Here is a 13,647-nt window from a genome sequence, read left to right on the forward strand (position 1 = left end):
GATTGATGTGTTGCACAAATCGCATGCACACCGCCGATACCTGTGGGAGCTGGCTTGCCAGCGATGGGGCCAGAACGGACGCCATCAAATCTCGTTGATGAAGGTTCCAGTCCCGTCAAGGATGTTCGTCAAGGTCTCGACAACCTCATCCATATCCACCATATCCGGGTTAAAGCTGATCTCCAGCACATCATCCCCATTCAACGCATCGGCATCCGCCGCCGCGATCTCGATCTTCAGCAAAGTCGAAGTCAGCGTGACTTTCACGCCATCGAGGGTCGACGGCTCGCCATCCAGCGTAATCTCCAGCTCATCCTCGTCCGGGTAGCGGCTCATCAGGAACATGTCGCCCTTGTCGCTGTGGCAGCAGAGCATGGCCATGTTGTCTTCTTCGTCATCGCATGGGTTGACGATCAGTAGGGCGGTGGTCATTTGCATGAGGGGATTCCTGGTTGAGCGGGCGCGGCAGGCGGGACGCAAAAAAGGCGATTTTGCCAGCCTGAAGAAAATTCTGCTGCACATCATTGAGCCAAGGCGTGCTCTTAAGGACATTTCCTCACGGCGGGTACGAATTGTCCGGCGGCCTCGTAGGGTTCTGGAAAAGGCGATGGATGGCGCGAGTTAGACGTGTTTTCGCTTGTTTTGGCAGCTTTTTGCCGGCAGATTTTGCTGCTCAAGCGCAAGGGAGTGCGATGGACGACATGATAAAAAGGATCTCTTTTGATGAAGCAGTATTTCGAATGGGCACAAGAAATCCGGCATCTGTCCGATGAACAGGTTGAAGCGCTTTACCAGCGCTACCTCAATGGCGAAAAAACCGCTGACTTGATCGCCGAGTACAAGCTCGCGGACACAGTGCGCAGTGTGCTGAAAGTGCTGCCACCGATTGTCAGCGCCGACCTGAGATGCCCATATTGCGATTTGCCGATGTGGATGCGCCGGCCTGCGCGCGGCACCCCGGTTTCCCTGCGCAGCGCTTACAAATGTGTGAATTGCGAGCATCAATACTTCACCGCCGGTTTTGGCTCGCGACGCAACGTGTGTGGTTGTGATGCCTGTGTCCGGCTGCGCAAACAGCAAATCGCCGATCAGGCCGAACGTGACCGCAGCGATTTAGCCATGCGCTACGGCACGCCAAGCCCACCGGTGCCCTTCACCAGTCTTGGATTCCAGCAAAAACTTGCTCTGCTGGCGTTACTGGATGACGGCGGCCAAGGCGCAGGAGAACGCATTGCCGCGCTTGATGCTGAACTCAGAGGAGAAAAGCTCACGTCCACTGACACTTTCAGTGAAGAGCTGGTGAAAGGCCTGAACGAGGCGGGCGCCTTGCAGGTCGATACGACATCGGACATTCGAGCGTTCAATCGGGCCGACGATTTCAGCATCAGCACTTATTCGACCATTTACTGGCGAGCCAACGTCGCGCTGGACGAAGGCGTGCGCTGCACGCGCGATACGCTCTACCTGGCGCTGTACGAAGAGTTGTCCGGGCCTGTGCTGCCAGGATGGAAACGTGAGTTGTACGCATTGATCTTCAGGCTCGCGCGGGAGGAATCGATTCAATACGTTCACTTGCTGGCCAATCAGGTCGGTATGGCGTTCACCGCCGAAGCCCGCGCCGACTCGGTGATCGGCACTTTGCTGCAGAACTTCTCGGTCAGCCAGATCTACTACTTCGCCAGAGTGGCGGTGAAAAGTGCCGCGCACTTCTATGCTACCGGTAACTCCAAGGGCCGCACCCACGCCTCCAACACGATTCCGCGCAACATGCAAAGCACCGCACAACTCGCCTTGGCGGAGAACTGGCGCAAGGACAGCTACCGCGATTCGCGCGTGCCGCAGCCGGCCATGACCCGTCTGCTTTACGACGTCGTGCTCAAGAACAGTGGTGCCGGTTTTTCCAAGTCGCCGGGGCTGTTCTGGCGAGACGAGTTTGTGCCTCGGTTTCTCACGGGTTCGCCGATCGCCGCGCCGCAATTCGACCATCCGCAACTGTTCTGTCGAGAGTGCGACTCCAGCAATATTGACGCCAGCATGGATAAGTTGACCCTGCAAATGCAGTGTTACGACTGCGCCACCGTGAGCAAATTTCGCGCTTATGAAGAGTTGCCCGACTGATCCGCGTCAACCGTTGGCGCTGAACCCGATGCCACGCTCAAGGTCGATAGAACGGCCTTGGGCGTTTTCGTTTCTGGATATGTAAGGGCAAAAGGTCTGCATCTGGGACGGATGTCCCGTAAATACGGGCATGCAACCCGGCGTTTTGCGCCACGAGTGCTAGTGTTTATCGTTGCCAAAGCCTTGGTTTACGTGCCAATGACCGAATATGTCGCAGCACCGCAAGCAGACACATTGTCGCACCCTTTAAGCTGCGCAACGGATGAGCACCCGTAAAGGCATTGTCGGCACCTTCGGCAGTCGCTTTTGCAGATGCTCATTCTATGGAAGGTGAATGTGACCTGAGTGTCCCGTCCAGCTTCACCCACCTGTCCCCCTGTTTCCTCTGCCCGAGAATCAGGAACAGGGCGACACAAGCCCCGAAAGGGGTGTTGCACGCGACGCTTTCCATCAATAACAAGCTTAAGCGGAGTACCACAGATGGCGTTCTTCACCGCAGCCAGCAAAGCCGACTTCCAGCACCAACTGCAAGCGGCACTGGCGCAGCACATCAGTGAACAGGCACTGCCACAAGTGGCGCTGTTCGCTGAACAATTCTTCGGCATCATTTCTCTGGACGAGCTGACTCAACGTCGCCTCTCCGACCTCGCTGGCTGTACTCTTTCTGCGTGGCGCCTGCTTGAGCGCTTCGATCACGCGCAACCGCAAGTGCGCGTCTACAACCCTGATTACGAGCGTCATGGCTGGCAGTCGACCCACACCGCGGTCGAAGTCCTGCACCATGACCTGCCATTCCTCGTCGACTCGGTCCGCACCGAGCTGAACCGTCGCGGCTACAGCATCCACACCCTGCAAACCACCGTGCTCAGCGTGCGTCGTGGCAGCAAGGGCGAGTTGCTGGAAATCCTGCCAAAAGGCAGCACCGGCGAAGGCGTTCTGCATGAATCGCTGATGTACCTGGAAATCGACCGCTGCGCCAACGCGGCCGAATTGAATGTGCTGAGCAAAGAGCTGGAGCAGGTTCTCGGTGAAGTCCGCGTCGCGGTCGCCGATTTCGAGCCGATGAAAGCTAAGGTGCAGGACATCCTCACCCAGCTCGACAACAGCGCGTTCGCCGTCGATGCCGACGAAAAGAACGAAATCAAAAGTTTCCTGGAATGGCTGGTGGGCAACCACTTCACCTTCCTCGGCTACGAAGAATTCGTGGTCACCGATCAGGCCGATGGCGGCCACATCGAGTACGACCAGAACTCCTTCCTCGGCCTGACCAAACTGCTGCGCACCGGCCTGACCTACGATGACCTGCGCATCGAAGACTACGCCGTCAACTACCTGCGCGAACCGACCCTGCTGTCGTTCGCCAAGGCTGCGCACCCGAGCCGTGTCCACCGTCCGGCTTACCCGGACTACGTGTCGATCCGTGAAATCGACGCTGACGGCAAAGTCATCAAGGAACACCGTTTCATGGGCCTGTACACCTCGTCGGTGTATGGCGAAAGCGTGCGGGTCATCCCGTTCATCCGTCGCAAGGTCGAAGAAATCGAGCGTCGCTCCGGCTTCCAGTCCAAGGCTCACTTGGGCAAGGAACTGGCGCAGGTGCTTGAAGTGCTGCCGCGTGATGACCTGTTCCAGACCCCGGTCGACGAACTGTTCACCACGGTGATGTCGATCGTGCAGATCCAGGAACGCAACAAGATCCGCGTCTTCCTGCGCAAAGACCCGTACGGTCGTTTCTGCTACTGCCTGGCCTACGTGCCGCGCGACATCTACTCCACTGAAGTGCGCCAGAAAATCCAGCAAGTGCTGATGGAACGCCTGAAGGCTTCCGATTGCGAATTCTGGACGTTCTTCTCCGAATCCGTGCTGGCACGCGTGCAGTTGATCCTGCGTGTCGATCCGAAAAACCGTCTCGACATCGACCCGGTGCTGCTGGAAAAAGAAGTCGTGCAAGCCTGCCGCAGCTGGCAGGACGACTACGCCGCACTGACCGTCGAAAGCTTCGGCGAAGCCCACGGCACCAACGTGCTGGCCGACTTCCCGAAAGGCTTCCCGGCCGGTTACCGCGAGCGTTTTGCAGCGCATTCGGCCGTGGTCGACATGCAGCACCTGCTGAGCCTCAACGAAAAAAATCCGCTGGTGATGAGCTTCTATCAGCCGCTCGGTCAGGTCTCCGGCCAACGCGAGCTGCATTGCAAGCTTTACCACGCCGACACCCCGCTGGCGCTGTCCGACGTCTTGCCGATTCTGGAAAACCTCGGCCTGCGCGTACTGGGTGAATTCCCGTACCGCCTGCGTCACACCAATGGCCGCGAGTTCTGGATTCACGACTTCGCGTTCACCGCCGCTGAAGGCCTGGACCTCGACATCCAGCAACTCAACGACACCCTGCAGGACGCCTTCGTCCACATCGTTCGCGGCGACGCCGAAAACGATGCGTTCAACCGTCTGGTACTGACCGCCGGCCTGCCATGGCGCGACGTGGCGCTGCTGCGTGCTTACGCGCGTTACCTGAAGCAGATTCGTCTGGGCTTCGATCTGGGTTACATCGCCAGCACCCTGAACAACCACACCGACATCGCTCGCGAGCTGACCCGGTTGTTCAAGACCCGCTTCTATCTGGCGCGCAAGCTCAGCGACGACGATCTGGAAGACAAGCAACAGCGTCTAGAACAAGCGATTCTGACCGCACTGGACGACGTTCAGGTGCTCAACGAAGACCGCATCCTGCGTCGTTACCTCGACCTGATCAAAGCCACCCTGCGGACCAACTTCTATCAGACTGATGCCAACGGCCAGAACAAGTCGTACTTCAGCTTCAAGTTCAACCCGCACGCGATCCCTGAACTGCCGAAGCCAGTACCGAAGTTCGAAATCTTCGTTTACTCGCCACGCGTCGAAGGCGTGCACCTGCGCTTCGGTAACGTTGCCCGTGGTGGTCTGCGCTGGTCCGATCGTGAAGAAGACTTCCGCACCGAAGTCCTCGGCCTGGTAAAAGCCCAGCAAGTGAAGAACTCGGTCATCGTGCCAGTGGGCGCGAAGGGCGGCTTCCTGCCGCGTCGTCTGCCTCTGGGCGGCAGCCGTGACGAGATCGCGGCCGAGGGCATCGCCTGCTACCGCATCTTCATTTCCGGTCTGTTGGACATCACCGACAACCTGAAAGACGGCGCACTGGTACCGCCATTGAACGTGGTTCGCCACGACGATGACGACCCGTACCTGGTAGTGGCCGCGGACAAGGGCACTGCAACCTTCTCCGATATCGCCAACGGCATCGCCATCGACTACGGCTTCTGGCTGGGTGACGCGTTTGCGTCCGGTGGTTCGGCCGGTTACGACCACAAGAAAATGGGCATTACCGCCAAAGGCGCGTGGGTCGGCGTACAACGTCACTTCCGTGAGCGCGGTATCAATGTTCAGGAAGACAGCATCACCGTAGTGGGCGTCGGCGACATGGCCGGTGACGTGTTCGGTAACGGCCTGTTGATGTCCGACAAGCTGCAACTGGTCGCGGCCTTCAACCACATGCACATCTTCATCGACCCGAACCCGAACCCGGCGACCAGCTTCGTCGAGCGTCAGCGCATGTTCGACCTGCCGCGTTCGGCCTGGACCGACTACGACACCAGCATCATGTCCGAAGGTGGCGGTATCTTCTCGCGCAGCGCGAAGAGCATCGCGATCTCCCCGCAGATGCAGGAACGCTTCGACATCAAGGCTGACAAGCTGACCCCGACCGAACTGCTGAACGCCTTGCTCAAGGCGCCGGTGGATCTGCTGTGGAACGGCGGTATCGGTACTTACGTCAAGGCCAGCACTGAAAGCCACGCCGATGTCGGCGACAAGGCCAACGATGCGCTGCGCGTGAACGGTAACGAGCTGCGCTGCAAAGTCGTGGGCGAGGGCGGTAACCTCGGCATGACCCAACTGGGTCGTGTCGAATTCGGTCTGAATGGCGGCGGTTCCAACACCGACTTCATCGACAACGCCGGTGGTGTGGACTGCTCCGACCACGAAGTAAACATCAAGATCCTGCTGAACGAAGTGGTTCAGGCCGGTGACATGACCGACAAGCAACGCAACCAGTTGCTGGCGAGCATGACCGACGAAGTCGGCAATCTGGTGCTGGGCAACAACTACAAGCAGACTCAGGCCCTGTCCCTGGCGGCGCGTCGTGCTTATGCGCGCATCGCTGAGTACAAGCGTCTGATGGGTGATCTGGAAGGCCGTGGCAAGCTGGACCGTGCCATCGAGTTCCTGCCGACCGAAGAGCAACTGGCTGAGCGCATTGCCGAAGGCCACGGTCTGACCCGTCCTGAGCTGTCGGTACTGATCTCCTACAGCAAAATCGACCTCAAAGAGCAGCTGTTGGGCTCCTTGGTGCCTGACGACGACTACCTGACCCGCGACATGGAAACGGCGTTCCCGCCGACCCTGGTCAGCAAGTTCTCCGAAGCCATGCGTCGTCACCGTCTGAAGCGCGAGATCGTCAGCACCCAGATCGCCAACGATCTGGTCAACCACATGGGCATCACCTTCGTTCAACGACTCAAAGAGTCGACCGGCATGAGCCCGGCGAACGTGGCCGGTGCTTACGTGATCGTGCGCGACATCTTCCACCTCCCGCACTGGTTCCGTCAGATCGAAGCGCTGGACTACCAGGTCAGCGCTGACGTACAGCTGGAACTGATGGACGAGCTGATGCGTCTGGGCCGTCGCGCTACGCGCTGGTTCCTGCGTGCCCGTCGCAACGAGCAGAACGCTGCCCGTGATACGGCGCACTTCGGTCCACACCTGAAAGAGCTGGGCCTGAAACTCGACGAACTGCTGAGCGGCGAAATCCGTGAAAACTGGCAGGCTCGTTATCAGGCTTACGTCGAAGCCGGTGTCCCGGAATTGCTGGCGCGTATGGTTGCGGGCACCTCGCACCTGTACACCCTGCTGCCGATCATCGAGGCCTCCGACGTAACTGGCCAGAACCCGGCCGAAGTAGCCAAGGCTTACTTCGCCGTGGGCAGTGCGCTGGACATCACCTGGTACCTGCAACAGATCAGCGCGCTGCCGGTTGAAAACAACTGGCAGGCCCTGGCCCGTGAAGCGTTCCGTGACGATGTCGACTGGCAGCAACGTGCAATCACCATCTCCGTCCTGCAACAGGGCGACGGCACACTGGACGTGGAAGCACGTCTGGCGCTGTGGATGGAACAGCACGAAAGCATGATCTCGCGCTGGCGCGCCATGCTGGTGGAAATCCGTGCGGCAAGCGGCACGGACTACGCCATGTATGCGGTGGCCAACCGTGAGTTGCTGGATTTGGCGTTGAGCGGGCAAGCGGTCGTGCCTGCGGTTGCTGCGAATGCCGAGCTTGAATTGGCGTAAATAGTGGCTGAATGAAAAAGCCCCGGTATCGTGAGATGCCGGGGCTTTTTTATGTCTGAAGTTTTTTGCTGGCTGTTATGGCCTCATCGCTGGCAAGCCAGCTCCCACAAGGATCGGGTGCACCACGATACCTGTGGGAGCTGGCTTGCCAGCGATGAGGCCCTTACATTCAATACAACTTCTGAACTTGCTTACTATCAAGCATCGACACTTTATCCGCAGGCCGTGCGACTAAATTGTTGAGCGACTGGTCAAACTTCTGCAGCGCCCGAACTTGCACATCCTGCTGCTGATTAATATCCGCAATAATCTCTTCCGACCGTTTGAAGTCCGCCCACACTGGCGTCAATTCCCGTGCGTCCGAACCTTTCGCCGTACCGATGTAGTTCAACCGCGCATCATAAAAGTCGGCACTGACATCGGCTTTGATATCGGAACTGCGCGAGGTGATCAATTGGCTGTGGGTGTCGACGATTGCGGCTACATCCGGTCTGGCCGCACGCAGGCTCTGCATGTCCGGATACACCGTCACCGAACCGAACTGACGCTGCAAAGACGCGTTAACCCAATCCAACGCCATGTCCGGTTTGGAGCTGGCGACATAGGCATCGTGGATCGGCTGGACCAGCAGGCTCTGGCCGAAACCGGTGCCTGCGTTGGCCTGATAGTCGCGCAAGTATTCGCGATTGGTCTGGGTGCTCGGGCTATAGACCACGCCGAGCGACACGCCGGGACCGCTTTTTACTTGGGTGGCGCTGCTGCGAACGGTGGGGTGGGGGAGCATTGTGTCGAGTGAGGAAACTGCTTGAGGCGCGGTAGGGACTGAACAGGCTGACAGAGCTAAAACCGATATCGCCAAGACACTGGTGAGCGCAAGTTTCATGGTGTTTCTCCCGTGAAACAACATCAGTCGGAAAGTGTGAAATGCCGTCTGAGACGACAGTTAATTCAGACTAAACCCGCCAAGCTGACAATTTGCTGTAATAAAAGCTGAGCAATAGTCTGATTCGCTTTAACCCTTCATCACTAATTGCGTCGGGAAATAAAAAGGCGCCAATCGTCGATTTGCGCCCGTTTATTTATGGCTGGTTAAACAGCCATCAGTTTTTCAGCGGGATCAACACTTGCTCATCCGGGGAAAGCACCATGAAGACCAGCAACTTGGCAGGCTTGGTCTGGCTGGCATTTTTCGACACCAGATGCTCGGAGCCGGCCGGTTCGTACCAGAACTGGCCCTTCTTGTAGGTGATCGGTTGCTCACCTTTGACCTGGGAAATCACTTCACCTTCAAGCACGTAAGCCATCGCCGTGCCGTCGTGTTTGTGCGCGATGGAGGATTGGCCGGGTTTGTAGTCGACCTCAATCATCATGGCTTTTTTGCCGGGGGCGTTTTTCAGCATCTGGTCTTGGAGGACGGTGACCTTTTCCGACGGGTCGTGGGCGAAAGCGGCGGAGGTGCAGAGGCTCAGGGTGAGGGCGGCAGCGAAGAAGGGCAGGGTTTTCATGGCGGGTTACCTGTGATGATCGGGGTGTTGCTGATCACAGTAGTCCGCAGGGCTAAGCATTCAAACGGCCAATATTCGGGAAGATCAGGTGACCAATTGCCGATGTTTCAGAAAGGTCTTCGGTGCGGCCGAATACGCCTTCGCGAGCAAGCTCGCTCCCACAGGGTTCAGCGTCGTTCGATAATTAATGTACGACACAAAAACCTGTGGGAGCGAGCTTGCTCGCGAAGGCGTCAGATCAGACGATAGGGAAGCTATTGAAATCAACGCTATTGGCCAATCGACTATCGATCAAGTCAATAAACCCCTGCGCTTCGGGCCGGTTGAAATGCGCCTGCATCGCCGCTTCCGACTGCCAGCGGGCACTGACCGTCCAGCGGTGGCTGTCCTCGGGGCAGCGGTCGACCAGGTAGGAATCGCAGCCCGGCGTTTCGCGCAGGGTTTCGACGATCTTCTGCAGTTGCCTGCCCAGTTCATCCGAGCGGCCGGCCGCAGCCTGCACCTGGACCGTATTGATCACTTCGTTGGACATTGCTCACACTCCTGAATCAGGCCGGACGAATCCTGCTCATTGAGGGATAACGCCTGTGCAGAATAGGCCTGCCCCCTCGGAACACCAATAACCAATCGGCGGTTAAATCTTTAGGCCAATCATTCAGGCAACTTGTTGCAGGATGTCGCGCAGACGATCCAGCGCGATATCAATGTCGAGGGTTTCGATGGCGCCGAAGCCGAAGTACAGGCCGTTTTTCGGCGGTTGCTGATGATAGAAACCATTGATCGAGTACAGCCCGACTTCGACTTTTTTTGCCAGTTCGATCACCAGCGGCAAATCGATGGGCACCTTGCAGAACACCGCCATATGAAACCCGGCGCTGGCCGGCACCGCGTCCAGCCATGGCGCCAAGTCGGTCGCCATGCGCGCCAGAATCCGCTCGCGGCGCTGGGCGTAGATCGCATGACAGCGGCGGATATGTTTGAGCAGACAACCCTCGGCGATAAATTTAGCCAGCGCCCATTGCGGCAGGGTCGAGGCGTGCAAATCGGTCAATTGCTTGGCACGGATCACCGCTTCAAGAATGGCCGGCGGCAGAATCGCATAACCCAGGCGCAACTCCGGCAGCAGGGTTTTCGAGAACGTCCCGACGTAGGCGACGATGCCGCGCTGGTCGAGATTGAACAGCGAATCGGTCGGCCGGCCTTCGTAGCGAAACTCGCTGTCATAGTCGTCCTCGATGATGATCGCCCCCAACTCATGGGCGCGAGCCAGCAAGGCTTCACGCCGCGCCTGACTCATCGGCATGCCCAGCGGGAACTGGTGCGACGGCGTGACGTAGATGAGGCGCGTGCCATCGGGAATGTGTTCGACCTGAATGCCCTCGGCATCCACTGGAATCCCGACCACCTCCGCGCCATGGGTGCCGAACAGCAGGCGTGCCGGCGGATAACCGGGGTCTTCCATCGCCACCCGACTGCCGGGGCTGATCAATACGCGGGTGATCAAATCCAGCGCCTGCTGGGCGCCGTTGCACACGACGATGTCTTCATCCTGGCAGTTGATGCCCCGGGAAAACGCAATGTGCCGGGCAATCGCGTTGCGCAGCGCCGGCAGGCCTTCGGCGACACTGTAGAAACCCTTGGACTGGCCCATCTGGCGCATCGCATGGGCGACGCAGCGGCGCCAGTCATCCTGCGGAAACTGGCCCTTGCTCGTCGCGCCGCCGATGAAGTCGTAGCGCAGCGAGCCTTCCAGCGTCGGATGACGCAGGAACACCGGCAGATTGCGCCAGCTCTCGATCACTTCGGCACTGGCCAGTTCGCTGTGGCTTTGCTTGCGCTGGATCTGCGCCGGGCGCGCGTTGACGTAAGTGCCTTTGCCGATCACCCCGGTGAGGAAGTTTTCGTAGGTCAGTTGCGCGTAGGTGTCGGAAATGGTCTTGCGCGAAATGCCCAGTTGCTCGGCGAGCAGACGGCTGGGCGGCAATTGCGTGCCAGCGGCCAGGCGCCCGGATTCGATGGCCCCGCGCAACTGCTGATACAACTGACCGGCAAGATCCTTGCGGCCGTTGATCACGACGTGAAGTTCCATACCGACGAGGCTCCCTAGGCTATTTGGCGTGCCCGCCAGATTACCGCTGTTGCGGGATCGGCAATAGTTGCCTACCCGAAAAACCCCAAATTGGCCTGGATCCCCTGTAGGAGTGAGCCTGCTCGCGATCGCGGTGGCACATCCGACATCAATGTTGCCTGACACACCGCTATCGCGAGCAGGCTCACTCCTACAGGGATTTGTGTTTGGCGGGGAGGCAGTGGTGTAGCGGTTTTCCGTGCAATTGGGGCTGTAACGCATCGCTGTCGGCGTTTACGGTGAAGTCATTATTCCGTCTACCGAGAACCGCCATGTCCCCGCGCCTGGATTACTACAACGCTTCGCCCAAGGCGATGAAAGCGATGATTGCCATGGAGGCGCTGACCGCCAACCTCAGTATCGAGCAGCCGCTACTGCAATTGATCCGGATCCGCGCTTCTCAGCTCAATGGCTGCGCATTCTGCACTGACATGCACTCGGTAGATGCGCGGCGGGCCGGGGAGAGTGATCGGCGCTTGTATGCGGTTGCGGTGTGGCGCGACAGCAACTTCTTCAACCCGCGCGAGCGTGCGGCGCTGGCCTGGGCCGAGGCGGTGACGTTGTTGGCGGAAAGCCGTGTGCCGGATGAGGTGTATCAGCTGGCGCGCGAGCAATTCAATGAAGGGGAACTGGTTGACCTGACCATGGCCGTCACCACCATCAACAGCTGGAATCGCCTCGCAGTAAGCTTCCGCCAAACCCCTAGCGATTGATCCCCCCATGATCGTTCCCACGCGGAGCGAGGGAACGATTAGTGGGGTGTCATTGCGGTGGGCGTTGTGGTTTCACGGAAGTGCCGAAGGTATTGCCCATCCGCGTACTGGTCGCCGCCGGTGTCGCGAGCCCGACCTGATTCGGCGGCCGCTTGTTCACCGGCACATTCAGCGCCTCCTGATTCTTCTCCGCCGCCGCAGCGCCTTCCGGGTTGTTGCCCATCTGCTGGCTCAAACAGTCGTAATTCGGCGCCTTGTAGCCGCCGACCGTCACTTCCACGCAGCCCAACGGCTGCTCGGCATAAGTGCTCGACAGCGCCATCAACAACAGCCCGCCAAGGGTGAATTGCCACAGTGTTTTCATGCTCGCCTCCTGGCCGGCCCGACGGGGCCGCGCTTTGGCTTGAGTCTAGTGCAAGCCTTGCGCAATTCCCGTGATGGTTTTTTTGCACCGCCCGTCACACCAGATTCATAAACAGCCCTCAGGATGACGATTTCCAAGGATTCGTCAGCCGTGCAGCGAGGCAATTCCACGGACGGTTTTCAGCGTTCAACGAGGCTTGTGCGCCGGATGTGTCTGGGGTGGCTGCTTGGCTGTGCGGCGGGCCACGCCATGGCCGACGCGGTGCCGGCGGACCTGCGCATGACGCTGCACATTCCGGCACAGGATCTGGCCCGCGCGCTGGATCAGTACAGCCACGCCACTGGCGTTGCGGTGCTGGTCGACAGCCAGTTGAGTCGCGGTCGTCGCTCGCTGGCGGTGGACGGTGAATACACCGCTGCCGATGCCCTGCGTCGCTTGCTCGGCGGCAGTGGTTTGATGGCGCGTTATGCCCGCGACGATGCGTTTACGTTGCAAGTGGCGCAGGTCGAAGACGTCCCGGCGCCGCCACAAAAACAGACGCCGGAGAGCGTCGCGGTCAACCGCAGTTACGCCACGGCGGTGCAAGCGGCGATCGAGCGCAATCTGTGCCGCTCGCCGCTGACCCGGCCGGGCAGTTATCGCGCGGTGTTGCAGGTCTGGGTCGGCCGCGACGGCTTGGTGCAGCACAACCGGTTGGTCACGTCGACCGGAGATGTACGGCGCGACAACGCGCTGGTGGAAAGTTTTCGCAACCTCAAAATCGACCGGCCGACGCCCAGCGCCTTGCGTCAGCCGGTCACGTTGCTGTTGTTACCGGAGTCGTCAGGGAAACGCATGGAATGCACCAAATGGGAAGGAGTTTCCGGGGGATGAAAGACACCGGACAAGGTTCGATGGTCCAACTGTTCCTGACGTCCTACGAGGACTTTCGGGTGCGCCTGCGCAGGCGTCTCGGTTCGGAAGATCTGGCCAACGACGTGCTGCACGAAACCTATCTGCGCGTCGACCGCATGGAGATGCCGCCGAACGTCCTGCGGCCCAATGCCTACCTCTATCGCATGGCCCTGAACATCGCCGCCGACCGCCGCCAGGCCGACGCGCGCCTGCTCACTGGCGAGGAAGTCGAAGAGTTGCTGCAAATCGGCGATGAAGCTCTCGATCCCGCGCGAGTAGTGGGCGGGCAAAAGGAAATCCAGACACTGCTCAGTGCGTTGTACGAGCTGCCGGCACGGCGCCGGAAGATCTTTATCGCGGCGCGTCTGGAAGAGGCGCCGCATCTGGAAATCTCGCAGCGCTTCGGCATTTCCACGCGCATGGTCGAGAAGGAAATCAAAGCCGCATTGGGCTTCTGCGCCGCGAAACTGGAAAGAAAAGTGTTTCAGCGGTTCGGTCGCGGGGCCGGAAAACCGTCTTCTGAATAGTGCCCGATCAATTCGTTGAGAA

11 protein-coding genes are annotated in these 13,647 nt (G+C 59.2%); 5 read left to right on the forward strand and 6 right to left on the reverse strand.

What is annotated here, in order from left to right; all coding sequences use genetic code 11:
* Positions 1–84: 84 nt before the first annotated feature.
* The gene (locus tag ACZ0A4_RS07120; RefSeq protein ID WP_064392953.1) at positions 85–438 is read right to left on the reverse strand and encodes a hypothetical protein; all 354 of its coding nucleotides are present in this window, start codon (positions 436–438) and stop codon (positions 85–87) included.
* A 285-nt stretch (positions 439–723) separates the two neighbouring features.
* Between ACZ0A4_RS07120 and ACZ0A4_RS07125 the strand changes: the two genes are divergently transcribed.
* Both ACZ0A4_RS07125 and ACZ0A4_RS07130 read left to right on the forward strand, forming a co-directional pair.
* Entirely contained in the window at positions 724–2,118 is a 1,395-nt protein-coding gene (locus ACZ0A4_RS07125) for a hypothetical protein (protein ID WP_463573783.1), read from the forward strand.
* Positions 2,119–2,598: 480 nt separating this feature from the next.
* A complete protein-coding gene (locus ACZ0A4_RS07130) occupies positions 2,599–7,494 on the forward strand; it encodes an NAD-glutamate dehydrogenase (RefSeq protein WP_463573785.1) in 4,896 nt (1,631 codons plus the stop codon).
* 169 nt (positions 7,495–7,663) lie between these two features.
* Here the strand turns inward: ACZ0A4_RS07130 and ACZ0A4_RS07135 are convergent, their stop codons facing one another.
* The 4 genes from ACZ0A4_RS07135 to pdxR all read right to left on the reverse strand — a co-directional run bounded on the left by ACZ0A4_RS07135 (position 7,664) and on the right by pdxR (position 11,088).
* Positions 7,664–8,377: an ATPase gene (locus ACZ0A4_RS07135; protein ID WP_463573787.1), complete on the reverse strand. Its 714-nt coding sequence runs from the start codon at positions 8,375–8,377 to the stop codon at positions 7,664–7,666.
* Between the two features lie 217 nt (positions 8,378–8,594).
* Entirely contained in the window at positions 8,595–8,999 is a 405-nt protein-coding gene (locus ACZ0A4_RS07140) for a cupin domain-containing protein (protein WP_463573788.1), read from the reverse strand.
* Positions 9,000–9,237: 238 nt separating this feature from the next.
* Positions 9,238–9,531 carry a putative quinol monooxygenase gene (locus tag ACZ0A4_RS07145; protein ID WP_016984406.1) on the reverse strand — a complete coding sequence of 98 codons (294 nt, stop codon included), beginning with the start codon at positions 9,529–9,531 and terminating at the stop codon, positions 9,238–9,240.
* 123 nt (positions 9,532–9,654) lie between these two features.
* The gene (gene pdxR, locus ACZ0A4_RS07150; RefSeq protein WP_463573790.1) at positions 9,655–11,088 is read right to left on the reverse strand and encodes a MocR-like pyridoxine biosynthesis transcription factor PdxR; all 1,434 of its coding nucleotides are present in this window, start codon (positions 11,086–11,088) and stop codon (positions 9,655–9,657) included.
* Between the two features lie 311 nt (positions 11,089–11,399).
* Here pdxR and ACZ0A4_RS07155 point away from each other — a divergent pair, with 311 nt between their 5' ends.
* Positions 11,400–11,840 (forward strand): carboxymuconolactone decarboxylase family protein, encoded by a 441-nt coding sequence (locus tag ACZ0A4_RS07155; protein WP_463573791.1) that lies wholly within the window; start codon positions 11,400–11,402, stop codon positions 11,838–11,840.
* Between the two features lie 49 nt (positions 11,841–11,889).
* Here the strand turns inward: ACZ0A4_RS07155 and ACZ0A4_RS07160 are convergent, their stop codons facing one another.
* Positions 11,890–12,204, reverse strand: coding sequence for a hypothetical protein (locus tag ACZ0A4_RS07160; protein ID WP_463573793.1), 315 nt, complete (start codon positions 12,202–12,204; stop codon positions 11,890–11,892).
* A 207-nt stretch (positions 12,205–12,411) separates the two neighbouring features.
* On the opposite strand from ACZ0A4_RS07160, the gene ACZ0A4_RS07165 reads away from it, so the two are divergent.
* Both ACZ0A4_RS07165 and ACZ0A4_RS07170 read left to right on the forward strand, forming a co-directional pair.
* Complete coding sequence (locus tag ACZ0A4_RS07165) at positions 12,412–13,077, forward strand: secretin and TonB N-terminal domain-containing protein (protein WP_122599515.1); 666 nt, start codon at positions 12,412–12,414, stop codon at positions 13,075–13,077.
* The gene (locus ACZ0A4_RS07170) at positions 13,074–13,625 is read left to right on the forward strand and encodes an RNA polymerase sigma factor (RefSeq protein ID WP_463573795.1); all 552 of its coding nucleotides are present in this window, start codon (positions 13,074–13,076) and stop codon (positions 13,623–13,625) included. The genes ACZ0A4_RS07165 and ACZ0A4_RS07170 overlap by 4 nt, the downstream gene beginning before the upstream one ends.
* Positions 13,626–13,647 lie beyond the last annotated feature (22 nt).

The sequence above is a fragment of the Pseudomonas sp. AC172 genome, from assembly GCF_979258595.1.